The following is a 22243-nucleotide window of genomic DNA, read 5'->3' as shown; positions in this document are numbered from 1 at the left end:
TGGCTATTTTACTAAGCTCTCCATCTCTAGTATTTTCGGAATCACCCAAAAAAGCTGAGAAAACAAATAGAACAAGAAGAAGTAGCACCAAAGGAAGATCTAATGCGTGAACATGAAAAAAGATCACACCCAACATAAAACGAATGAGCATTATCAAATATTTAAAGCCTATTGCTCTAACATCATTAGCTCTCATAAGTTAGCAGGCATCTCAGATACATATTGCTTAATTTCGTCTCTAACACGGCGATAAATAGCTAAGGACTCTTCCTCAGACTTCGTTTTTCGTGATAAAATAGGCGGATTATCAAACCCATGATGAAGGCGTTTTGCTTTACCTAAAAAAACCGGGCACTTTTCATTGGCGTCATTACAAATCGTGACTACATAACCAAAATCTTTTTCACCTAATTCACTTATGAGCTTAGATTGCTGCTTTGAAATGTCTACTCCTACTTCAGACATTACCTTCACTGCTTTAGGGTCAATCCCATGCTTTTCTATTCCCGCTGAATAAGGCTCTAAAACATCCCCTTTAAGCTTTCTTACCCACCCTTCCGCCATCTGGCTACGACAGGAATTTCCCGTGCAAATAAAAAGAATTTTTTTGATTAAAGGCTTGGACATTTAATCACCCTCCCACCTCATTCCCCATCCTATAGATTTTTTTCTTAATCCACAAAGAAACTTGCACAAGGCTTATCAGCACAGGCACTTCAACCAATGGTCCAATAACAGCCGCAAAAGCTTGCCCTGAATTGATACCAAAAACAGCTATTGCAACAGCTATAGCCAACTCAAAGTTATTAGATGCCGCCGTAAAACTCAAGGTTGCAGACTGCTCATAACTAGCTCCAGCCTTATAAGACAAATAAAACGATAGCAAGAACATAATGAGAAAGTAGATAGTTAGAGGTATGGCTATTATCAAAACATCCAAGGGAAGCTGCACAATGAACTCACCTTTCAGAGAAAACATCACTAGAATGGTGAATAAAAGTGAAACTAGGGTCAGTGGTGAGATTAATGGCATCAGAACATTCTCATACCACTCTACTCCCTTAAGCTTAATTCCGATGACTCTCGTGAGAATCCCAGCCAAAAATGGAATGCCTAGATAGATAAAAACGCTATAGGCTATTTCTCCTATGGAAACATCTACTACACTTCCATTTAGTCCAAAGAATGTGGGCAGTATTGTAATGAATACATAAGCATATATTGGAAAGAAAAGAATCTGAAAAATGGAGTTAAAAGCCACAAGCCCAGCACAATATTCCCTATCTCCTCTTGCTAAATCATTCCATACAATGACCATGGCAATACATCTGGCTAATCCAATAAGGATAAGACCCACCATATACTCAGGATAGTGAGGTAAGAAGACGACTGCCAACGCAAACATTAGAACCGGCCCAATAAGCCAGTTTTGGACTAATGACAAAAGAAGAATTTTGAAGTTGCGAAAGACCTCTCCAATACGTTCATATTTAACCTTTGCAAGAGGCGGGTACATCATAAGGATAAGGCCAATTGCTATCGGAATGTTCGTTGTACCAAACTGAAATCTATTAATAACAGTTTGAATGTTTGGATATAGGTATCCACAGCCAACTCCAACTAGCATGGCCAAAAAAATCCAAAGAGTTAGATAACGATCCAAGAAAGAAAGGCGTTTAACCGACGTCTGTATATTTCCCATAATAGCCTCTCATTTTGAAATTATCATTATACTATATTTGTAGGTGTACGCAAGGCAGCTGCAAGCAATTTTTCCAAGTATGCTTCTTGCTGAGGCTGCTTAAAAATCATTCGCACAAATTCTTTTGTTTTTGAACACGATCTTTTTGGAGATCCTCTCAGTAATTGACTAAGGCCTGATAAAATGGCCAGTTCGGATCTATACCTATTAGGAATGAATAAACCTGCTGATTTGAGTTAGAACTTCAGACTTTTCAGGTAAATCCAAAGGTAGCGTTGGAAATCCGTGGACCATTCCTTTAAAAAAAAGATCCATACAGTTTACTCCTGCCTCCTGCAACTTTATTGCATAACCTCTTCCATCATCCCTAAGAGGATCATACTCTGCAGTAACAACTAAAGCTGAGGGTAAATCCTGGAAATTTGCACTTTTTAATGGCAGTGCTAACGGGTTTTGGCGCTGTTCTTTTTCAGGTGCATATTGTGAAATAAACCAAATGCATTGTTCTCGCGTTAAATTATACCCTGACGCATTCTCTAAATAAGAAACCGTATCAAAATTATCATCTGTCATTGGACACAAAAGAATTTGTCCCTGGATTTCAGCCCCTCCTCTATCCCTCACCATCATGCAAACAACTGCCGCAAGAGTAGATCCAGAGCTAGAACCACCTACAAAAAGCCTTTTTCGATCTCCATTCCACTGTTCCAGATGTTCATATATCCATGTAGTTGCGGCATACAAAGCCTCCGGAGCAGCAGGAAAAGGATTTTCTGGAGCTAGTGGATAATCTACAGAAATGACCATGCAATTAGCAAAATGTGCAATTTCTCTACAATGACACTCCAGAGTATCTAAATTGCCAAAAACAAATCCTCCGCCATGAAAAAAAATTAAAACCGGCTGTAGCTTATCAGAATCCTTTCGATAGATGCGTATAGGAATTTCAGTTGAGAAATTCATAATAGTACTGTTCTGAATGCTCAAATCATAGCTTGGAGCCTTTTCATTGAATTTTATTTGACGGTCATTAAATTGCTTTCTCAAATCAGGAATAGAAAGAGTTTCTAGATTCGGTAAAAGCGGACTTTGCTTTAAGTAGTTTTCTAAAATTGGTGATAATTTTCCCATCTATTCTCCACTATAATTAAATACAAAGTCATTTGCAGAAACATCAATCAGTTGTGAGGGACGAAGTCCCCTATGCTCTAGATATCTTCCTACTAAATCAAACCCAATCGCATAACCTGCCCAACGAGGGATCTTCTCATCTTTAGAACCGAAAAACCAATCCTGATGATTATAAAAACGACTGTGGTGTTCCTTCTCAGCCAGTAGAGAAAGAGCTTTTAACTCATGATGCTTAAGTGCAATGCTCCATGGCTTGGGTTCAGTTTGGTTCAGCTCAATATCAAAATGATCCGCTAATCCCTCACTAACAAGTGCTTCAAGCAATGTATTACCATACCCGACGCCTGACATGCGCATGACATGATGTAGCTCATGTGTAACAGTACTTGCAATCCCTTGTTTAAGGTTATCCCTAAGATACGATGAGGAAGGATCAATAGATAGAAAAATTGTGGTGGGATTCTTTGCATAACCACTGATTCCCAGTTCAGGAACTACTGACTGAGGGTCATCCATAACAACAATATCTAATGAAGGGACTATGACTAATTTTTGCGCTCTCTTGAAAGTACTTCGAATGGATTTTTTTATCACTGTGATAAAGTCATCACTTAAGCGACCTGACTGTTTGAGTATGTGAATAATTTGCACCACTTATACCTACTAATACTCTACCAAAGCGTCAAAGACCCTCTGGATTTTTATTTGCGCCGTCATACTATAAAAGATCTTTCCAACACTTTATTGAAAATGAGCTTAAAAAACTCCGTAATCATAAAACAGTAATCGAAAACAACTAAAGTATTGAGCTAACCCTACTCACTTTAGAGAATCCCGTCGAATCCTTTCAAACTTGATTTATAACATAATTACATAATATTTTATTTAATTCACTCGCAGCTTAACAGGAAGATCTATGGAAAAATTTAAAAAAACAATCTCAGTATTTACAGTCTTCATGGCCTCTTTGACAGGTTTTTTACATGCAGATTATCCTTATCGAGATAACGTAACCGCCTATTCTGATAACAATTGTTGCGCTCAAACATGTTGTGAAGAAGCTCCTTCCGGACATTTCTTTGTAAATGCAGACTTGCTTTATTGGAAACCGTATATTTCAGGGTTGGAACTCGATTTTGGCACTTTGAGCCTTTCACAAGCACTTGTTGATGGAACTACAATATTCACAGCCAATGAATTAGATGTTGATCCGAATTTTAAATGGAATGCTGGATATCGGATTGGTGCTGGTTATCAATTTGCTTGCAGCAATTGGCAGATCGGTGCCATATGGACTCACTTTCAGGGAAAAGGCAGCCATAGAGATGGATCGGTGGGAGAATTTGCGAATAATGGTCATTGCAGAACTCACTTGAATCAGATCGATGCTGTCGTTGCCTATAACACATGTTTCTGTTCTTCATTCAATGTGAAACCTTTTCTGGGAATCCGTGCTGCAAAAATCCACCAAAGTATAAGCGCTCAGCTATTTACGGAGATTACCTTAGCTGCTCCGACGACGGTTATTACAGAAAGTAGATTTTTGGACGATACCCAAAATTTTCGCGGACTAGGCCCTATTCTGGGTCTGAATCTTGACTGGGATGTGGGATGCGGTTTTGGCGTTTATGGAAGTGCAGCTACAAGCATTCTCTATGGTAACTATAGAGTAGATTTCGACGATTCTGGTTCGACTCCTGCACCCATTTCGCAAGAAGTGATCAGTAGAATCAGAAAGCGTCTGCATGCTGTCGATTGTGTCGTAGATCTTGCATTAGGCGTCAGTTGGCAGACAAGCTTCATGGAGTCGTATCAGCTAGCTGTAAAGCTTGGATTCGAACACCATCAATACTTCAATCATAATCATCTAGGCGCAAATCGTGGTGATTTGTCCTTTGATGGTGGAATATTGTCTGTTGGTGTAGCCCTTTAAACTTAAAATAAAAGATTTCGAGCATCACGTAAAAAACCGGAGACTCTGTGAAGAAAAAACTATTCTCTTTTTTCATGTTTACCTTTGTTTTGACAACTCAAGGTGTACACGCCTTTCCTAATTCAGTTCCTAGCCGTAGTGAAGGAACATTACAAGTTATTCAAGAACAAGATGCTACTGTCGGTCCTCCAGGACCTGCTGGTCCAACAGGTCCTCAAGGCCCCGTTGGCCCTGCCGGAGCTACAGGCGCGCAAGGTCCCATTGGACCTGTAGGACCCCCAGGACCCGATGGTCCAATTGGCCCCACAGGAGCAACCGGAGCGACAGGACCCGATGGTCCAATTGGCCCCACAGGCGCAACCGGAGCAACAGGACCCGATGGTCCAATAGGCCCCACGGGCGCAACCGGAGCAACAGGACCCGATGGTCCAATAGGCCCCACGGGCGCAACCGGAGCAACAGGTCCAGATGGTCCAATAGGCCCCACGGGAGCAACTGGAGCAACGGGAGCAACCGGTCCTTCAGGACCTGGTGCAATCATTTCCTATGCTTCGGGACAAGATCCTGCTGTTATGACTTCCATTATTACTGGAACATCCGGTACAGGCGCTCTCATTGGTTTTGGAAGTTCGTTATCGGGTGTTGATGTTTCCACAGGATTTATTGATTCTACTACGCTTGGTAGTTACGCCTTTTCAATGCCTAGAGATGGCACAATCACTTCAATGTCAGCCTTCTTTAGCATTAACGTTCCATTAAATCTTGTAGGTACTACCATCGATATAACAGCACAGCTGTACTCGTCAACGACGCCGGACAATACATTCGCTCCTATTCCTGGAGCTTTGGTTACCTTAGCCCCTCCTTTAACGGGAATAGTAAGTACCGGGACAATTAGTAACGGGATAACCACGGGACTATCTATACCTGTAACATCTCAAACGCGGTTGCTTATGGTATATTCCATAACTTCTACTGGGATTTCGCTAACAAATACAGTCAGTGGATTTGCTAGTGCTGGAATAACACTTGAATAGATGATTCTAATTAGAGTACGGCCGTTAAAGCCGTACTCTTTTCTGGGCTTGTTAAAGCATAGCGAGTAGCTACTTCTGCGCGTGTTAGAACTGCCTTCTGATCTGTTTGTTGAGTTTTTCATTTACCGTTTTAAGATGATTAACGGCACTTTCCAAGGTATCTAATGATTTTTTCATGTCTGTATTTTCTTTTTTTGGCATTCTTTTTAGTGCCGAAAATTCATTTTGAATAGCTCTATTGAGATTCCACCGCTTTGTTAGAGAACTAGCAAGTTGGATAATTTCAATAGGATCAAAGGGTTTTTTCAATATAAATAATCTATCGGATTCTCCAAGGCGATTAATGATTTCTCCCCAGCTATACTTGTTGTAAGCGGTACAAATAACAGTTTGTATTTCTGAATCTAGGTCCCAAATTTCATTAATAGTTTCGATTCCATCTTTACCAGGCGGCATGAGGATATCCACAAAGGCAACAGCATAAGGCTTACTTTTTTCAATAGAGCTTCTTACAAGAGAAACTCCATCATCTCCTTGATAGGATGAATCGATGATAAAAGGGGGAAGGGCAGGTTTTTCTATCGCTTCTTCTTCAAAAAGTTTTGCGTTCATTTCCTGAAGTAATTCTGTAGAAGGATTTACTGATGGCGTTAGTATTTTTTTGAAATCCGAATGGATAGATTCGTTATCATCAATAACTAAAATGCGATGATTAGTCATTTTATTCCCTTTTTGTTCTATAAAGCTCCTTATCATGTAGCTTTTTCTATGTCAAAATGTTATTTGAGGTAGAAAAAGGGCGTTTATGAAAATAGAACAAAAAAAATGGTCTGAAGCTAAAGGTTGGCAAACAACCTTTTCTGAATTTGCACAAAATGATAACGCTGATTTTGTCTTAGCTTTTGGTGATCGATTCATTTTGGAAACGGAAGAGCGATTTCAGGAACTAAAACATTTATATCCTAACGCTCATATTGCTCTTTCATCAACTTCTGGAAATATTGTAGGATTGAATATAGAAGATCTCTCGATTATTGCGACTTCAATAGTTTTTGAAAAAGATTCTCATATCGAAATCCAACGTATTAATATCAATGAAGTTGCAAATAGCTTTGAAGCGGGTGAATCCGTTGGAAACCGTTTACATAAAGATGGCTTAAAGCATATTTTTTTGCTATCAGACGGACATCTCGTTAATGGTACAGAGCTAGTTAAGGGACTATTGTCAACAGTACCGATAACCACCTTAGTTACAGGCGGTCTAGCTGGGGATGGAACTCGCTTTGAAAAAACTATTGTCGGAGTAGACGCTCCACCTAAAGTGGGAGAAATTATAGTTGTTGGTTTTTATGGAAGCCATCTGCGATTTGGGGTGGGCTCTATGGGTGGCTGGGATCCATTTGGGATTGAAAGGAAAATTACAAAATCATCCGGTAATATTCTTTACGAACTGGATGGCAAATCGGCTTTAGAATTGTACAAAAAATATCTTGGCGATCAATCCAAGGATCTTCCCGGGTCAGCCTTGCTTTTTCCACTTGCAATACGGCCAAACTTAACTGCAGAGCCTTTAGTCAGAACCATTTTAGGAATCAACGAAGAAGAGCAAAGCATGGTTTTTGCTGGAGATGTCCCTGAAGGATGGTATGCACAGCTAATGAAAGCTAATTTTGACAGGCTTGTAGATGGTGCAATTGAAGCAGCGAGTTTAAGCTATGAAATGATTGGTAACGAAAGTCCTGAATTAGCAGTACTCATAAGTTGTGTTGGGAGACGCAACGTGCTCGATCAGAGAACAGAAGAAGAAATTGAAGGCGTGCGTGATGTAATAGGAAATGCCAAAATAATAGGATTTTATTCCTATGGTGAAATTGCTCCTACTCGTATGGGGACTGGCTGTGAACTTCACAACCAAACGATGACAATTACTACGATTTCTGAGAGATGATGTTTACAAGTCTTTTGCAGCGACAATTAAAAAGATATACTAACCCATCAATGATCACGCCAGCATGGCAGGATTTTTTAGCGGCAGTGAACCGTTCTTATGAACACTATGAGCGTGATCACCATCTTGGAAAGCAGTCTTTAGAAATAAGTACGGAAGAGCTTCGGGAACTTGCATATGAGCTTACTGATAGAGAAGCTCGTTTAAGATTCATTTTAGAGGCTGCATCGGATGGTATCTTGATTTTTAACAATGAGAACAAAATAGTCATTTGCAATCATTCTGTCATAACTTTTTTTGAACTTAATGAAACCGAACAAGAACTTATAGGAAAAGATATATCTATTTTTAAGACAACACCACCCTTTTCTGATATCACTTTGCATAAAGAAGGGAATTTACATGTATTTCAAATATTAAAAAGTGATGGATCTAGCCTCCCTATTGAATTGTCTATTTCAGAAATATCCTTAAGTCAGAAAAAATATAAAATTTGCGTTTTAAGAGATATTACAATTGCTTTGCAGCATCAATTAGCATTACAAAGAGAAATTGATTTACAAAAGCAGCTGGTAACATCAGCACGAGAAGCTGGAATGATGCAAGTTGCTACTAGTGTGTTACATAATGTGGGTAATGTTCTAAACTCGGTTAATATTGGCCTAACAAAGCTTAAAGAAAGCCTTTATTTCTCAGAGGAGGGAAAGCTAACAAAATTGGCTTCTATGATTAAAAGTCATAAGGAAAATCTAACTTTTTTTTTAACGGAAGATCCAAAAGGCAAATACTTACTTGATTACATAGTGACATTAGATGAATTTTGGAAAAATGAACGCAAAAGTTCTGATTTTGAAATTGAAGCCATCTCTAAAAAAATAGAGCATATAAAAAGTATTATTAATATCCAGCAGTCCTCTAGTCGAATGACTAATATGAACGAAAGCATCAATCTGAAATTAATTTTAGATAATTTGCTCTTGGTATATCAAAAAGATTTACAAAAATATAATATAGCTTTGTTGTTTGATTATACTCCTATTCCAAACATTTTGACCGACAGAAGCAAACTTTTACAAATTTTAGAAAATCTGATACGCAATGCTATAGATGCCTTATTGACAGTAAAGACTCAAAGAAATTTAAGAATTCGTATAAATTTACTTGAAAATGGTTTTGTACAACTTATTGTTGAAGATAGTGGCTGTGGTATTGATTCGAGTAATTTATTAAAAATATTTTCTTTTGGATTTACGACAAAAATGGATGGGCATGGCTTTGGTTTACATAGCAGTGCACTTTTTGCTAAAGAGATGGGTGGAGAGTTGGTTGCTCAAAGCGATGGTATTGGAAAAGGCGCTCGGTTTATTTTAACATTGCCTGCAAAGATCTCTTGAGCCTTACGCACATTCACCCTTCTAGTTCACGTATTCCATAGGAGCGTGCTAACTAAGTGTTTTGCATAGAAAATATTTCGGGGACTTGATTTTCAATTTCAAGTCCCTCTATCCTAAAGATTGTTTTGCCTCTAAAGTGCTCTTCTACTTAACTCTAAGTAGGGATAGTAAAAGCCTTTTAAGTATAACCATTTATATAACTATTATCTATTTATAGGAACGAATAAATTTTTTCCCTAAGTATGATAATTTTATTTAAACAATCATATTTAGAGCTACTTTCACTTTCCATTAAATTTAATTTATCCAATGAACTAGAGAGAGTCCACGACCAGGTGTTAATATCATGTTCAGCATGTCCAAAGCGAATTAAGCCCTCTTCTCCCCACATTACAGAAGAAATAGACATAGAATATTCTACGGAATTCAAATCATTCGAAATACCTTCAATAATACGATCATTTTCTGAAGGATAGGAATATTGTGGTTCAGTAACTAACATACAAACTCCACATTTTTATTTATCAACTTAATTTTAAATCATTAAAATTAAGATGTTGTAAATCTCTGTTAGTCTATATAAAAATTTTTCAGATTATTGAAGACACAGCGCTTCATATATTTACATTTAGATTTATCACGTTCAGTAAGATAATAATTTTTAATCATTATTAATATGTGTTATTTTAATAATAAGGCTATTTGTAAATTTTTTAATAATACATTAATTAATTATTAAAAAGGTTAGCATGAGTACAATTGGCGGGCAAAGCGCTACACCTCATTTTGAATCCTTCCATGTTCCTGCAACTGCCCCTGTACAAAAATCAAATGTGGATGCCTACGGGGAAGTAACAACCCCAAAACCCCCAGGGTCTAGCTCAGTTAGTCCACATAGTGAAAATGAAGCAGTTAACCAAGATCAAAACGAATATAAACGTTTTTGGAGTCAATCACAGGGAGTAAATACTCTTAGTCATCCTACAAAATCTTCCCATGTTACAACTCCGCAAGAAGCTAGAATTAATAAACTCCAAAGCATTTTCCCTAATGTCAATCCGCGTCACGTAGTCGAAATGAAATTATCTTTTCATAATGATATTTCCCCATCCCCTTCTCTGGAAAATCATCAAATTAAGCCTCAGGATCCCACGGAAAAGAATCAAAAAATCCACAGCATTTTTCTTACTCTTAAAGATAGTGATGGAAATACGTTCCATGAAACTACAGTCTTAGACAACAATTCCGGTACTCAAGGAAATTACAAAACAATGAGTGTTGGAACTATCCAAGAAACAAACGACATAGTGGCTGTTACAATCCTTAAACCAGAACACACTAATCCACTGAATATTGATAGAGAAGTTTCAGGTCTGACATTGATCAATGATATTGCAGGATGCTGTGGCGCTACTAGAATAGCAAGTTGCGAGGGGCAGCTAGTGATCATGCAGCCTTATTGTGAAGGCGGAACGTTTAAAGATGCAATTAAATCAAATACGATGACAGATCAAGTTTTTTATCTTGCAAACCTTGCCCATACTCTCGCTGATCTCCATTCTCACAAAATTATCCACAATGATATTAAAGATGACAATGTGATGTTTAAATTTGATCCATCCTCCCCTACTCAATGGAGTACCCGGTTAATTGATTTTGGCCAAACTGAAAGGGTGAGGGATGGTGAAGTCATAAATAATACTGGAGGTACTGTTCGCACATTTTCACCAGAGAAAGCGGTAGTATCCCTAAAAATTATTGAGTATCAAAATATTGAAAGAGGAATAGAAGAGCTAAATGAGGCTCTCGATAATGATCCTGATAATCCCGAATTGAATGAACAGTTGAATGGATTATTAAATGAAAGAGATAAAGTGTACGAACAGTATTCTAAATATGTTTTGGATATACGCGAGCCAAATGATGTGTGGACTTTTGGACTTTTATGCTACCAAACCACACACGGCGAACGACTTGAATGGCAACAAAATGTGGAATTGAATCAGGCAAATGACGTGCCTTCCGAAGAAATATTATATCAAGCTTTCCAAGAGATGAGACAACCTATAGCAGACCTAGATCCAAATAATCCTATGGATATGCTTATCAAGGATGCTCTCACTCAAAATCCTAAAAATAGGCCTACGATGGAGGAATTAAATACTCGATTGCAAGAAATGTTAAATCCTCTTAACTAATCTCCCTATTTCAAGCATCGGCAAAGGTCGAAGAGGCATATATCGCCTCTAAACATAACATTTACATTTACAAACTAACCTAATTATAATAAAATTATATATATTTTAATAATTCCGGCATATGAAACATGCATTACATTACACGCGTCCTCTTAATATTAGTCTTATTCTTCTCATATAACTTAAATGCCGGCGCTCTCACAATAGATACTCCAGTTAATAATTTCTGGGTCGGCACTGGATGGGGTAGTCTCCAAACAAAAATCAAATATTTATCTGAAGACCAATCTGAGTATTTAGTAGGTTATATTGAATACAAAGATGATCAAAGGCTTTTAAAAGATTCTGAGGGAAATGTTAAGTTAATAGCTGAAGTTTATCCGTCTGAGGATTCAAAATATAGTAGAGTGCTGCTTTTTAAAACCTCGGATGGTAATCCTGTTGGTATTTTCTATCTGTACAATAACTATTTAGGCTTTAAGTATGAGTATGTCAGTCTATCCGGGGAAAAACTTTTCTTTACGCATGTATATTTTCCTAAACACTCCTATGAAGATTATTTCCTAGTAAAAGAGCGTATTCTTTCCCAGAACCCACGCAACAGCTTCAAATTTATGCGCCTAGCCAATGTATCCGACATCTCAATCTTTGATAGTAATCCCACCTTATGGCTTGAATTCGTCATGATCAAAAGCTTTTTCTGGGCAGCTCTGTAGATCCAATGTGGAATGAGCGCATCCATACATTATGATATGATGACTTCTATACTAGGATAAGGTATTCCTCTATCTTATTTAATGTACAATATTCTATCGATGAGAGGGTTGGCGTCTTTATAATCAATTTCTGACAGCTTAAAGAAATTATCCTTACTGATCATTCGATAAGGTATTTTACCCAATTCAATAATGTTCTTTATTTCTGCAAATAACCTACTTAACCGCTGGGCAGTGAGTTTACTTATCTTACTCTTCGCTGTTTCTTTTACTTCTGCAGCGATTTCAAATACGTTTTTTACTGGATCGATAATGATCCTAGATATTTCTGATATTAAAGATGGCATATACATACTAAAATTTATTGAATTTTAGCATATAAAGAATAAAAAAGCAGTATTTAGTTTTTTATTAGTAACTATTCACTTCTGTGGAGGAGCTGTCTTTTGTGGAGCCTCGGTCTTTTCAAAGGGCGTAGTGGAGAATGTCTCTACTCCATTTACATCTTCACTATAGATAGGGATAAAGTTCATCTTTTCATTATTGCTTTCCTCATCTGCCCCATTATTTTGATTACTATTGTTATAGTTATAGTTACCTGAGTTATTATTTTCACGGTTTTGAAAATGCCCTTGTTCCATCTGTCTTAACGCTTGTAAGTTAGGTGTCTGGATGACTGATAATAACAGCGCGAAGGCAAAAAGTGTGATAGCTCTCATATTCCCCTCCCTTAGATTAATATCTTTATCTAAATAGTAATCTATAAACAATATTTTATCCAACTGATCCATTATTATTAGAAGGGGGATAAATATCCCCCTAGGGAATAGGATTAATTTTTTAGAGTTTCTTCCATCTTGCTAATTTGATCTAGAAATTGTTGCGCCTCTTTTTTACGTAATTCAGTACATTGCGTTGCGGGAATAGTATTTTTAGAACCAGTGAAAGCTGCTAGTCCATGAGGATAAACCCAGCTTGCCGAAGGTAATGAGTCGGCATTAGGTCCTACTAAGGGAGTTAATACTTGTTTCAATATGGCAATGTTGTTCTTCTGAAATTCTTTCGAGTTCTCAGTGATAAATTTCTGCAGATCTTCTTGTGAATTTTTCACGAGCAAATCATTTAGGACCCTATCGCGATAAGTCACTAAAAGTAACTCTGGCGCTGCCATTACACTCTGGTCTGATGTACAAGCTGCATCTATCAAGGTACGGCGAGTGCCTGACATCAACCAAGGCATTGTTTTTAAGACAAAGGTCTGGATGGTAGGATTTTGTGCATAATACTCTTCGCCCAGTTCAAACATCAAGATTGGATGGCCTTGATTCACTCTTGCCTCTAACCACTGACGGCGTTTATTTGCATCCGGCTCCGTCCAAAGGTGGTTGAGAACTTCGATGTAATTTTGTTGTTTAAGGAGCTGATCGATTTTGGCTGTATCTTTTAAACCATTATATTTAGTTTTCAAAGAAACAACATAGTTAGGATCATTTTTCTTGCCTGTGTAGGATACAACATCCGCATTATTGTTGATGGAGGTAATATTACCTTGTTTTTCTACAGTATAACCCTGGGCATTCAAATTGAATGTAAATAATGCTAAGAAAATTATGTAGTAATGAACTTTCATGCGCTGTCTCCTTTGATTCATTTCATAAGAAAACAGGAATATGGAATTACAATAAAGTGATTTCTTGGAATACGAAGAGTGAAATGTTCTTCCTTTTGAGTGCTTCCTAATTTCGGTAACAAGCAAATATTCTGCGGGCTTCTTGCCCGCAGAACCTAAAAGGAAAATTAGGCTACTGGTTTTCGTCTTGGGGCTTTTTTCGCAATGTGTTTTTCATGATGTTCATCCTTTACAGGATGTTTTTTATGAACACTTTTACTATGTGAAGTAGGTGCTTTTTTTCCATTGGCAGCAAACCTTGTGCTTCGATGACCATTATTTGATTTATTTATTTCACCTGCGACTAAATCCTGTACGAATTCCCTGACTTTAGCCCCTGAACGCGGTGTAAAGAGCAGCACGGTAGCGGCGGCAATACCACTACCTATGAGTGCTCCTATAATAAATTCCTTATTTTCAATAGCCATAGCTATCTCCTTTTTTGCAACTGGTGCAAAACATTTAAGCCAAGACCTGCCCAATCCATTATTTGTTCTAGAACTTCAGATTTGCCTTTCTTAGCACTACTTGAATTGAGTTTATTGACTATTGTTAATAAAGTATCTTTCCAGTCTTCTAGATGCTCTACAGCATCGTGACCTTTTTCACCTACTTGATGTACGAAGTCTTCCGCTTTTTCACGGATATCGCAGTATTGATTTCCTAAGCGAGCTCTAAGCTTGCTTCCAGATTCTGGAGCCAATAATAGGGTTACGATGGCAGTAAGAATACCACCACAGGCTAATCCTATAAGCATTGAAGAATTGGAGCTTGTTTCTTCTTCTTGTCCGTGGAATAAATGATGGCCTCTTTTTCTTAACTCATCTGCAAAGTCGCTTGTACTTTGTGAGACAGAATTATATCCATCAACGATTCCATTACGAAGTTCTCTACCTGATCTTGGAGCCAAGAGTAAACCGGTAATACCGGCAGCTAATCCTCCAAGTAGAGCCCCTTTCAGAAATCCAATGCTATTTCTTTCGTGATACATAACTTACCTCCGGTTAAAAAACCTTTCGCCTAATTTTATACTAACGATCAACCATTCAACTAAGTCGTCTGTGTACGATTCTTTGCGATTAATATTAGCTTCAACTTTGCGGTCACTTTTCCCCAGTTCTTCGTATGCTTCTATTATCTCTCTATCTTTTTTGATTTTTTTGGTTTTTTTCTCGAGCATCTCCCCAACATCTGTAATGGCTTGCAGGGTGGGATCCAAAGAACTCAATTTCCTTTCAGTTTCAGAAAGGGTACGGTCCACTTTTACTAGGAGCCTTTGCAACAAAATGAGGGTATAAATGAAGGTGATAGCAAGTAAGACGAAAAATATTACTGCTATGGCGACTGAAGTTTCGATATTCATAGATCTCTCCTCCGACTATCTTAGACACTCACCGATCCATTTTTAAGAATGTCATTATCTTTCTTTCTTTGTCAAATCAAGGTGATTTTTTAAGTGTCAGATACTCTGACATTTCCGCTCACAATAGCTCTTGATAGCTCTTTTTTAATGAAAATATCGTTAATATAATCTATTTAAGATGTAACATAGCGATTTATTTTACGATATAATAGTTCTTCTTATAAGAAGCGCGACAATTAATTTATTACAATTTATATCAAACGTTACTAAATGTTATAATGACGTCTTTTTAGGATTATTCTATGTCAGCTATTTTAGGTATTGCATCTTCGTCTACTGGTTCTTTTATAACTCAGAAAGATCTTGCAATGGATGAAATAAAAAAAACATCCTTAGTGGAGCAAGCTGCTCCTGACACTGCATCCTTACCTATTTCAATCGATAGCGTTTCTGAAATTAAAACACAACAACTGCAAATCCTTCCCTACTGCCTTAATGAAGCTTTGGGGCTTGAGCTTTTACACAACTCCAATTTACCCCTCAAAATTAATAAAGAAAGGGATCCTTTACCCGCATCCAACTTTATGACGACAAGCTTTGCCCTTCTTAAAAAGCTAAATATAGCTTTAGTCAATGAAGACGAATCCGCTTATAATTTAGCTTTAAAAAAACAGGATCTCTTTTGTCTTGGAATCTTTTTTTTTGGATACCTAACCGGTTGCGGAGTCAGATATGATTATAACTCGACGACCTGCGGAAAGATGTTTAAAAAAGGTATTATTGTAAAAAAAGAGAGTTTTGAAGACCCTTTTTTTCTCTTACTTCCACCTGATATCCAAGAGATGTTCCATAAAATATTTTTTGATATCGACTCCCTCACAGCATCGCATATTGTTCAGCTTTTGCAAAAATTTGTCCCATTATCACCTGTTACTCCTAAAATAGTACATGATGTAAGCCGATACAAGCGATTCGGTGAGAAATCAGAAAACGAAATCATTTTTTTCAAACATAACACGTCTTTGCCCGTAAGTTCAAAAACTATGGATGAATTGACTGTTTTAGCTCTGAATACTCTGGCCACATGCCCCTTTGAAAGGAAAATCTGGATTCATGAACTGACACCTACTCTAAATCTCTTCGCAGTTAACGTACGTAAAGGCCTGAAAATTACCACTCAGATCTATGCCATGACTAGCCCTCCCAAACGGGGTGGTTGGAGCGAGGTCCATTTCGGAATAAAACTATCTACAGGTAAATGGATTGCTTTAAAAAGTGATAAAATCGGAACTCAATTCGTCATTAACGAGGTGGCTAAAACACGACAAATACACGCAAAGGTGGAAGAAAATAAAGCCGAATTAAGAAAAGAATACCCTGAAGCATTTTCTGAAGATCCTAAAGGCCCCAAAATCATTGTAATACAATCGAATCCTCATACGTATGTATTGGAACCCCATCAGATGATCACAGATAAATGCGATTCCGATTCCAGAGGGGTATGCATTTATTTTAACGATAAAATCCAAAAATTTTCACGAAACTACACAACTTTAAGCAACGACATCCTTACATTTACACGGCGCATTGCAAAACAATTAACCGAATTGGAAAGAAATTTAGAAGAAGATAAACTTAGCTATTCTGACTATCTGATGCGTAAACAATATTACAAAATCCAGTTAGAGACAGTTAATAATAAATTATTTATCGCCGGTAAAGAGCTATATTTGATGCGAGCAGATGAAATCTCTTTGCATAAAGAGATACTGCAAAAACGTCAAAAAAAAATCATGGGTCTTTGCTTATATGAAATTATTGCTTTAGCCATCCTGCATGAGCTTTCCTTTACACATAGCGACCTCAAACCTGAAAACATACTAATAACGAATACTTCCTCGGATAGACCTAAAGCTGTATTTTGCGACTTATATAGCGCGCAACAACTACATTCTTATATTAAAAATCCTTTTATTTTTGCGAATAAAAATCCACCGGGCCTTTCCCAAGGCACGGAAACATATATTTCTGAAAAAGCAATAAATGCAACAACTGTTGCTTTACTCGCAGAAGATAATTATGCTTATCACATTGCAGTAAAGGGCTCAGACAATTTTGCATTGGGGGCAATATTATATTTTCGCCTTACAGGGATTGAGCTTCCTCGGTATTTTCAAACGGTCCTCAATCACCAAAATAATTACACTGTTTGTGTTAAACCCCATCCGGATGCTTACCGAGATACAGCGTTTCTTCTTTTACCCCCCGAAATACGAACTGTTCTCTGTAAGCTCATTTCTAATGATGATTCGATTACACTTAAAGAAGTGGCTAATTTATTCCGCAAATATAAAGAGTAAATACCTACTTGCCAAAGAAATAATTTGTCGGCATGACCATGAATTCCCTAAAAAAAGAGGTATTTATGGAATTCAGACAATTAGGCCGCAGTGGATTCAAAGTACCTGTTTTAAGTTTTGGAACAGCAACTTTTGGGGGCCAAGGCGAGCTCTTTAAAGCATGGGGTGAGACTGATGTCAAAGAGGCCAGCCGTCTTATCGACATCTGTCTGGAAAATGGTGTAAATTTCTTCGATACTGCCGATATTTATTCCAGGGGTGCATCTGAAGCAGTCCTCGGAGCTGCCATCAAGGGCCGCACTCAAAACATTCTCATTTCGACAAAAGCAACTTTCCGTTTCAGCGATAATGACCCCAATGATGTAGGTTCCTCACGCCATCACCTGATCAATGCCTGTGAAGGAAGCCTTAAACGTTTGGGCGTGGACCACATTGACCTTTATCAGTTGCATGGGTTTGATGCTTTTACGCCTGTGGAAGAGACACTGCGCACTTTGGAGAATTTAGTTCAAAGTGGAAAAGTCCGCTATATTGGCTGTTCCAACTTTTCCGGCTGGCATCTCATGAAATCTTTATCAGTCTCAGAAAAATATGGACTGGAACGTTATATTGCATATCAAGGTTATTATTCGCTTATAGGCAGGGACTATGAATCTGAACTTATGCCATTAGCAATAGATCAAGGTATAGGCTTGCTAGTTTGGAGCCCTTTAGGCTGGGGAAGGCTGACAGGTAAGATTGATAGACAGCATCCCAACCCCCCAGCTGTCAGCAGGCTGCATGATACAGCGCAATTTGGGCCGCCAGTGAATGAAGAGTATCTTTACAATGTTGTGGACGTATTGAAAGAAATCTCTAAAGAAACAGGTAAAACAGTCCCACAAATTGCCATTAACTGGCTTTTACAAAGACCTACAGTTGCCAATGTTATTGTGGGAGCCCGGACTGAAGAACAGCTAAAAGACAATTTAGGCGCTATCGGATGGAATTTAAATGCAGAGCAGATTTCCCGTTTAGATAAGGTAAGCGCACTTCCACTCCCCTATCCTTATTGGCATCAGCGAGGTTTTAAAGAGCTAAATCCTTCTCCTGTTTGATCTCGTATATGCCATGAGGGTAACCTTGTCCTAGTGTATAGGAGTGTCGGCGACTTTTCGAGGGCACTCCTATACTAGGGAACGCTTCATTTGGGTTATTGTCCCTGGCTCTGATTATACTTCTTGTTTTGGTTCAGTGCAGAATTTGGATTTGAATATTGCATCAACTGATCAAAATTCTCATTTGGTTGGACATAGGTATTGCCGCTGTTGCTACTCCCTTCATTCTCTCCTGCATGATATGCCCCACTATAGTGGTTATTCCTATCGTAGTTACTATTTCCCCTATTAAAATTGCTGTTAGATCGATTGAAATTGCTGTTAGATCGATTGAAATTACCACCGTCCGAACGATTGAAACCGCCGCCGCCTCTTTCAAAGCCATATAATGATGAGTAGGATCCTGGGAGAACGGAAAATAAGGAGAGAACTGCGCTTAAAAGAAATATTTTCTTAATTACTTTCATAAATCCTCCAATAATAATAAATTAACCTTCACGCTTTATTATAATTATAAAATATTAATTAATATAGAAAGGCAAATGGCCTTATCCTAGGTAAAAAAGACTAGATCCTAGGCTAAATATTTTTAGATTCAAGATGAAAAATATATCCATAGGTCAAAAAATATATAATGGTTTAAGAGTTTGAGTTGTAAAAACATGGAGGCCCTATGGACATTCTCAATAAATTTCTGCTTGCTGCTGTCATCGGATTAACTCTTCAGTATCCTCATTTAGAAGGTGCTGAAAGAGCTGCACCTGCCCATCAACAATCGGGAAATTATAATAGATCCTATAATAACTCCTATCAAGACCACCGAAACTACAATCGTGGTTACAATCAAGGAGTTAACAGAGGTTATGATGAAGGCTTAAACCAAGGCTATACCAATGGCGGATGGTACGATAATGGAGGCAACGGATGGGTTCAGCCCATTGATCTAAACAATGCTGAACAGTATGCAAATCCGGATTCAGCCCAAAACCAAAATTACCAATACAATCAAAATCAGCAGAATAATCAGAATCAGCTCAATCAAGACCTAAACAGAGATTCAAATCTTTTGAATCAAGAGCTGAATCGTCAATATTAAGCCCATGAAAGCACTCTCTCATCCCTTCTCTTTGAGAGAGTGCTTTTTTAAGACCGTGTTCTAAGCCTGTTTTAGGTCGATGTATTTTCCATTAGTCAATGGCTGCAAATCTGATGAAAGCAATTGAAATACTGAAAATGGCGTTCCAGCAGCCGCCCATAAAAGTTCATATTTCTTTAATTCTTCATCTAAGAAAATAATAACTTCTTCTTGGTGCGCTACTGGCGGAACACCTCCAATAGCAAAACCTATGCGTTCTTTCACATACTTACCATCCGCTTTTTCCAACTCGAGACCGGTAGCATGCGTAATTTTTTGCAAATCTACACGATTTGATCCCGAAGCGATAATGAGTACCGGTCTTTGTGTTTTCTTATCTTTGAATACTAAGGATTTTGCGATTTGCGAAACTGAACAGCCTATTGTTCTAGCAGCTTCTTCTGCACTACGCGTCGTATCCGGCAGCTCTTTAACTTGATAGGTATATCCTCGTTGTCTCAGATAATCCTGAACATTCTGAGCGCTTTGAGGTAGTGAACGTTGTTCCATTCTTCTACCTCCACAATGAGAATTTTTTGGTTAATTCAGCAATAACCTCTTTAGGACCGAACAAGACCATTCCGTAAAACTGCAATTGTTCTTTTTTCGTTTGCTGGGTCCTTACTTCCTGATCTTGCCAAGTTCCTTGAGTCATCGTTTCGGTAAATACAGTATACTCAACTCCCCTCTCCTGCGCATGTTGAAAAAGTGTTTGCAGCTGATTAGAATTTTTTGCCTGCAATATGATGTAGGGCATCTTTGAAATGTTAGGATAAATGGTTTTCTCTGCATCTTGAAAATTCATCAAATGGACCTCTTCTGCTGTATGGGCGGCTCCAAAGCCCAAAGACAGGTGGGCTAAGGCATTCATAGCTACACCGGGCTCTATCTGTTTATTAATAATCGCGACTAGTTTTGTATTAAACATGTTATTATCATCTCCTTAACTTACATTTATCTCTGTAGTAAAACAGTGGATTGCTTGCGCATACACCTTTACCTTGTAATTCTGATCCTCGACCGAAAATTCCACTTTTACAAATCCCGGTCTATCTACAAAATGCCCTTGTTCCACCCAGAAAACTGTGTCTTCTTTTTTCAAGAGCTTGTTTTGATGGACATATGCTGCCAAACCTCCTAATACAGATCCGGTAAAAGGATCTTCGGGTATTCCTACCATGGGGGCGTAACAACGCATATGAAACTGATGCTTCATATCGAATGTTTCCGGTGTCAACATACAAATAACAACACACTGATGCTCTTTACAGAAAGTACCAAAGGACTTTGGATTAGGTTCAATCGTCTTTAATAGTGCTAAGTCTTTTACAGTAATAAATAGGATTTTTGTTGTTGCATCATACTGCACAGGATAACTGGCAAAAACTTCCTCTGAAACGCCTGCCGCATCCGCGATCATTTTAGGAGTGATTTTAGACATCTTAAGATCTACTTTGGGAGACTCATAGGCGACATAAATTTTATCTTCCCCTTCAGCAATGGTCTCCATATGTAAGAGCCCGCACATTGTCTCAACGAGAAATTTGTGTATGCCTTTTTGTTCGATTCCAAAGCGTTTTTCGTGGGCTATAGTAAAAAGGGCGCCTACAGTCGAATGTCCACAAAATCCGATTTCATGACCTGTAGGAGTGAAATAACGTAAACGAAAGTCTCCCGCCTCGCTTGGGAGGACAAAGGCTGTTTCTGAAAGGTTTAACTCGCGTGTGAGTTTTTTCATCGTGGGCTCATCTAGATATTCTGCATCTAACACTACACCTGCAGGGTTTCCTCCAAAGCGCTTATCAGTAAATGCATCCACTTGATGTACTTGTACTTTTTTCAGGCTTGTAGCAGTCTTGAGATAGTTATAGACGGTAGCGCGTGATGTTTGGATTTTTAAGGCTATGTATGCTGAAGCTTCTTTGTAATCAAAGAGTCCTTGGCGTTGCAATAATACGACTAATTCGCGTTTATCTTTTTGTGTTGCCGCTTCAAGGGTTATTTCTTTGTTTCTAAAGTATTGGCTAATAATTTGATCTATTGATCGTTCCCAATTTTCATTACCGGTATTTCCTATATCAGCTTCTGTGATCAACACGGATTCTAGTTGTTTGTGCAAATCGAAGAAGAAATTTAAATCCATACGTAAACGCAGACACCCTTCCTCCAAGGAATACAACATTGTTTTTACTTTTTTACCGCTTTTGAGCTGTTCTATGCTGGGACTCTCTGAATAGTTTCGGTTGATCTCTTGGTCTTCTTTATGTGAAGAGAAGGAATTAATGATTTCCTCCGCCCCGTCTTTAGCATTAAAAAAAGTTGCCTCCACTAAAGGGAAAAATAAATTTACAATGGCTCTGATAAGTTGCTTGGTTTTCATATTCACCTCATACAATTAGAATGATATTCTAAATTGGAATTTTAGTCGATATGAAAATTCACTTACTTGCTTACATTTATCAACAATTAACCCTGTAATTAATTTGGACTTAATCCCTTTGCGAATTGCATGCAAACTAAATAACTAATATTTCTTTATTCTTTACATGAATTTTTTTTT

25 protein-coding genes are annotated in these 22243 nt (G+C 38.0%); 10 read left to right on the top strand and 15 right to left on the bottom strand.

Features of this window, described 5'->3' with window-relative positions:
* Positions 1–192: 192 nt before the first annotated feature.
* The 4 genes from WC222_00910 to WC222_00895 form a co-directional block, all read right to left on the bottom strand.
* Positions 193–627, bottom strand: a complete 435-nt coding sequence (locus tag WC222_00910; GenBank protein MFA6914932.1) for an arsenate reductase ArsC — start codon at positions 625–627, stop codon at positions 193–195.
* Positions 628–631: 4 nt separating this feature from the next.
* The gene (arsB, locus tag WC222_00905) at positions 632–1702 is read right to left on the bottom strand and encodes an ACR3 family arsenite efflux transporter (protein MFA6914931.1); all 1071 of its coding nucleotides are present in this window, start codon (positions 1700–1702) and stop codon (positions 632–634) included.
* A gap of 207 nt (positions 1703–1909) precedes the next feature.
* A complete protein-coding gene (locus tag WC222_00900; protein ID MFA6914930.1) occupies positions 1910–2833 on the bottom strand; it encodes an alpha/beta hydrolase in 924 nt (307 codons plus the stop codon).
* Positions 2834–3484: a DUF2268 domain-containing putative Zn-dependent protease gene (locus WC222_00895; GenBank protein ID MFA6914929.1), complete on the bottom strand. Its 651-nt coding sequence runs from the start codon at positions 3482–3484 to the stop codon at positions 2834–2836.
* 265 nt (positions 3485–3749) lie between these two features.
* Here WC222_00895 and WC222_00890 point away from each other — a divergent pair, with 265 nt between their 5' ends.
* Both WC222_00890 and WC222_00885 read left to right on the top strand, forming a co-directional pair.
* Complete coding sequence (locus tag WC222_00890; protein ID MFA6914928.1) at positions 3750–4766, top strand: Lpg1974 family pore-forming outer membrane protein; 1017 nt, start codon at positions 3750–3752, stop codon at positions 4764–4766.
* A 47-nt stretch (positions 4767–4813) separates the two neighbouring features.
* Positions 4814–5803: an exosporium glycoprotein BclB-related protein gene (locus tag WC222_00885; protein ID MFA6914927.1), complete on the top strand. Its 990-nt coding sequence runs from the start codon at positions 4814–4816 to the stop codon at positions 5801–5803.
* 84 nt (positions 5804–5887) lie between these two features.
* On the opposite strand, the gene WC222_00880 is transcribed toward WC222_00885, so the two are convergent.
* Positions 5888–6523 carry a hypothetical protein gene (locus WC222_00880; GenBank protein ID MFA6914926.1) on the bottom strand — a complete coding sequence of 212 codons (636 nt, stop codon included), beginning with the start codon at positions 6521–6523 and terminating at the stop codon, positions 5888–5890.
* Positions 6524–6608: 85 nt separating this feature from the next.
* On the opposite strand from WC222_00880, the gene WC222_00875 reads away from it, so the two are divergent.
* Both WC222_00875 and WC222_00870 read left to right on the top strand, forming a co-directional pair.
* Positions 6609–7751 carry an FIST N-terminal domain-containing protein gene (locus WC222_00875; GenBank protein ID MFA6914925.1) on the top strand — a complete coding sequence of 381 codons (1143 nt, stop codon included), beginning with the start codon at positions 6609–6611 and terminating at the stop codon, positions 7749–7751.
* Between the two features lie 50 nt (positions 7752–7801).
* Positions 7802–9145: an ATP-binding protein gene (locus tag WC222_00870; GenBank protein MFA6914924.1), complete on the top strand. Its 1344-nt coding sequence runs from the start codon at positions 7802–7804 to the stop codon at positions 9143–9145.
* Positions 9146–9356: 211 nt separating this feature from the next.
* Here the strand turns inward: WC222_00870 and WC222_00865 are convergent, their stop codons facing one another.
* A complete protein-coding gene (locus WC222_00865) occupies positions 9357–9647 on the bottom strand; it encodes a hypothetical protein (GenBank protein MFA6914923.1) in 291 nt (96 codons plus the stop codon).
* A 247-nt stretch (positions 9648–9894) separates the two neighbouring features.
* Here WC222_00865 and WC222_00860 point away from each other — a divergent pair, with 247 nt between their 5' ends.
* Both WC222_00860 and WC222_00855 read left to right on the top strand, forming a co-directional pair.
* A complete protein-coding gene (locus tag WC222_00860) occupies positions 9895–11343 on the top strand; it encodes a protein kinase (protein ID MFA6914922.1) in 1449 nt (482 codons plus the stop codon).
* A gap of 128 nt (positions 11344–11471) precedes the next feature.
* Complete coding sequence (locus WC222_00855) at positions 11472–12059, top strand: hypothetical protein (GenBank protein MFA6914921.1); 588 nt, start codon at positions 11472–11474, stop codon at positions 12057–12059.
* Positions 12060–12133: 74 nt separating this feature from the next.
* Here the strand turns inward: WC222_00855 and WC222_00850 are convergent, their stop codons facing one another.
* The 6 genes from WC222_00850 to WC222_00825 form a co-directional block, all read right to left on the bottom strand.
* Positions 12134–12406, bottom strand: coding sequence for a hypothetical protein (locus tag WC222_00850; GenBank protein MFA6914920.1), 273 nt, complete (start codon positions 12404–12406; stop codon positions 12134–12136).
* Positions 12407–12481: 75 nt separating this feature from the next.
* Entirely contained in the window at positions 12482–12778 is a 297-nt protein-coding gene (locus tag WC222_00845) for a hypothetical protein (GenBank protein MFA6914919.1), read from the bottom strand.
* A 113-nt stretch (positions 12779–12891) separates the two neighbouring features.
* Entirely contained in the window at positions 12892–13689 is a 798-nt protein-coding gene (locus WC222_00840) for a hypothetical protein (GenBank protein ID MFA6914918.1), read from the bottom strand.
* A 167-nt stretch (positions 13690–13856) separates the two neighbouring features.
* Complete coding sequence (locus tag WC222_00835; protein ID MFA6914917.1) at positions 13857–14156, bottom strand: YtxH domain-containing protein; 300 nt, start codon at positions 14154–14156, stop codon at positions 13857–13859.
* A gap of 2 nt (positions 14157–14158) precedes the next feature.
* Positions 14159–14719, bottom strand: coding sequence for a YtxH domain-containing protein (locus WC222_00830; GenBank protein MFA6914916.1), 561 nt, complete (start codon positions 14717–14719; stop codon positions 14159–14161).
* A gap of 3 nt (positions 14720–14722) precedes the next feature.
* Positions 14723–15091, bottom strand: coding sequence for a hypothetical protein (locus tag WC222_00825; GenBank protein ID MFA6914915.1), 369 nt, complete (start codon positions 15089–15091; stop codon positions 14723–14725).
* 302 nt (positions 15092–15393) lie between these two features.
* Here WC222_00825 and WC222_00820 point away from each other — a divergent pair, with 302 nt between their 5' ends.
* From WC222_00820 to WC222_00805, 4 genes are all read left to right on the top strand, one after another.
* Entirely contained in the window at positions 15394–17451 is a 2058-nt protein-coding gene (locus tag WC222_00820) for a hypothetical protein (protein ID MFA6914914.1), read from the top strand.
* 38 nt (positions 17452–17489) lie between these two features.
* On the top strand, positions 17490–18548 hold the full coding sequence (locus tag WC222_00815; GenBank protein MFA6914913.1) for an aldo/keto reductase: 1059 nt from the start codon (positions 17490–17492) through the stop codon (positions 18546–18548).
* 158 nt (positions 18549–18706) lie between these two features.
* On the top strand, positions 18707–18937 hold the full coding sequence (locus WC222_00810) for a hypothetical protein (protein ID MFA6914912.1): 231 nt from the start codon (positions 18707–18709) through the stop codon (positions 18935–18937).
* Positions 18938–19221: 284 nt separating this feature from the next.
* Positions 19222–19644, top strand: coding sequence for a hypothetical protein (locus WC222_00805; GenBank protein ID MFA6914911.1), 423 nt, complete (start codon positions 19222–19224; stop codon positions 19642–19644).
* Between the two features lie 60 nt (positions 19645–19704).
* Here the strand turns inward: WC222_00805 and WC222_00800 are convergent, their stop codons facing one another.
* From WC222_00800 to WC222_00790, 3 genes are read right to left on the bottom strand one after another with little or no spacing between them, the layout of a single operon-like run.
* Entirely contained in the window at positions 19705–20193 is a 489-nt protein-coding gene (locus WC222_00800; GenBank protein ID MFA6914910.1) for a YbaK/EbsC family protein, read from the bottom strand.
* Positions 20194–20197: 4 nt separating this feature from the next.
* Positions 20198–20611, bottom strand: coding sequence for a DUF2000 domain-containing protein (locus WC222_00795; protein ID MFA6914909.1), 414 nt, complete (start codon positions 20609–20611; stop codon positions 20198–20200).
* 15 nt (positions 20612–20626) lie between these two features.
* On the bottom strand, positions 20627–22063 hold the full coding sequence (locus WC222_00790; protein ID MFA6914908.1) for a PhzF family phenazine biosynthesis isomerase: 1437 nt from the start codon (positions 22061–22063) through the stop codon (positions 20627–20629).
* Between the last annotated feature and the right edge of the window lie 180 nt (positions 22064–22243).

The organism is Parachlamydiales bacterium (assembly GCA_041671045.1).
In the GTDB taxonomy this organism is placed as follows: Bacteria; Chlamydiota; Chlamydiia; order Chlamydiales; family JABDDJ01; genus JABDDJ01.
The sequence above is the reverse complement of the archived record's forward strand: the minus strand, read 5'-3'. Positions and strand labels throughout refer to the sequence as shown.

What these genes read in the sequence shown, in the direction of transcription:
- WC222_00795 (MFA6914909.1), bottom strand. Translation starts at nt 20,611, where the DNA reads ATGTTTAATACAAAACTAGTCGCGATTATTAATAAACAGATAGAGCCC.
- WC222_00825 (MFA6914915.1), bottom strand. Translation starts at nt 15,091, where the DNA reads ATGAATATCGAAACTTCAGTCGCCATAGCAGTAATATTTTTCGTCTTA.
- WC222_00860 (MFA6914922.1), top strand. Translation starts at nt 9,895, where the DNA reads ATGAGTACAATTGGCGGGCAAAGCGCTACACCTCATTTTGAATCCTTC.
- WC222_00805 (MFA6914911.1), top strand. Translation starts at nt 19,222, where the DNA reads ATGGACATTCTCAATAAATTTCTGCTTGCTGCTGTCATCGGATTAACT.
- WC222_00890 (MFA6914928.1), top strand. Translation starts at nt 3,750, where the DNA reads ATGGAAAAATTTAAAAAAACAATCTCAGTATTTACAGTCTTCATGGCC.
- WC222_00790 (MFA6914908.1), bottom strand. Translation starts at nt 22,063, where the DNA reads ATGAAAACCAAGCAACTTATCAGAGCCATTGTAAATTTATTTTTCCCT.
- WC222_00845 (MFA6914919.1), bottom strand. Translation starts at nt 12,778, where the DNA reads ATGAGAGCTATCACACTTTTTGCCTTCGCGCTGTTATTATCAGTCATC.
- WC222_00820 (MFA6914914.1), top strand. Translation starts at nt 15,394, where the DNA reads ATGTCAGCTATTTTAGGTATTGCATCTTCGTCTACTGGTTCTTTTATA.
- WC222_00850 (MFA6914920.1), bottom strand. Translation starts at nt 12,406, where the DNA reads ATGCCATCTTTAATATCAGAAATATCTAGGATCATTATCGATCCAGTA.
- WC222_00840 (MFA6914918.1), bottom strand. Translation starts at nt 13,689, where the DNA reads ATGAAAGTTCATTACTACATAATTTTCTTAGCATTATTTACATTCAAT.
- WC222_00865 (MFA6914923.1), bottom strand. Translation starts at nt 9,647, where the DNA reads ATGTTAGTTACTGAACCACAATATTCCTATCCTTCAGAAAATGATCGT.
- WC222_00910 (MFA6914932.1), bottom strand. Translation starts at nt 627, where the DNA reads ATGTCCAAGCCTTTAATCAAAAAAATTCTTTTTATTTGCACGGGAAAT.
- WC222_00900 (MFA6914930.1), bottom strand. Translation starts at nt 2,833, where the DNA reads ATGGGAAAATTATCACCAATTTTAGAAAACTACTTAAAGCAAAGTCCG.
- arsB (MFA6914931.1), bottom strand. Translation starts at nt 1,702, where the DNA reads ATGGGAAATATACAGACGTCGGTTAAACGCCTTTCTTTCTTGGATCGT.
- WC222_00880 (MFA6914926.1), bottom strand. Translation starts at nt 6,523, where the DNA reads ATGACTAATCATCGCATTTTAGTTATTGATGATAACGAATCTATCCAT.
- WC222_00875 (MFA6914925.1), top strand. Translation starts at nt 6,609, where the DNA reads ATGAAAATAGAACAAAAAAAATGGTCTGAAGCTAAAGGTTGGCAAACA.
- WC222_00830 (MFA6914916.1), bottom strand. Translation starts at nt 14,719, where the DNA reads ATGTATCACGAAAGAAATAGCATTGGATTTCTGAAAGGGGCTCTACTT.
- WC222_00855 (MFA6914921.1), top strand. Translation starts at nt 11,472, where the DNA reads ATGCATTACATTACACGCGTCCTCTTAATATTAGTCTTATTCTTCTCA.
- WC222_00815 (MFA6914913.1), top strand. Translation starts at nt 17,490, where the DNA reads ATGAATTCCCTAAAAAAAGAGGTATTTATGGAATTCAGACAATTAGGC.
- WC222_00835 (MFA6914917.1), bottom strand. Translation starts at nt 14,156, where the DNA reads ATGGCTATTGAAAATAAGGAATTTATTATAGGAGCACTCATAGGTAGT.
- WC222_00870 (MFA6914924.1), top strand. Translation starts at nt 7,802, where the DNA reads ATGATCACGCCAGCATGGCAGGATTTTTTAGCGGCAGTGAACCGTTCT.
- WC222_00800 (MFA6914910.1), bottom strand. Translation starts at nt 20,193, where the DNA reads ATGGAACAACGTTCACTACCTCAAAGCGCTCAGAATGTTCAGGATTAT.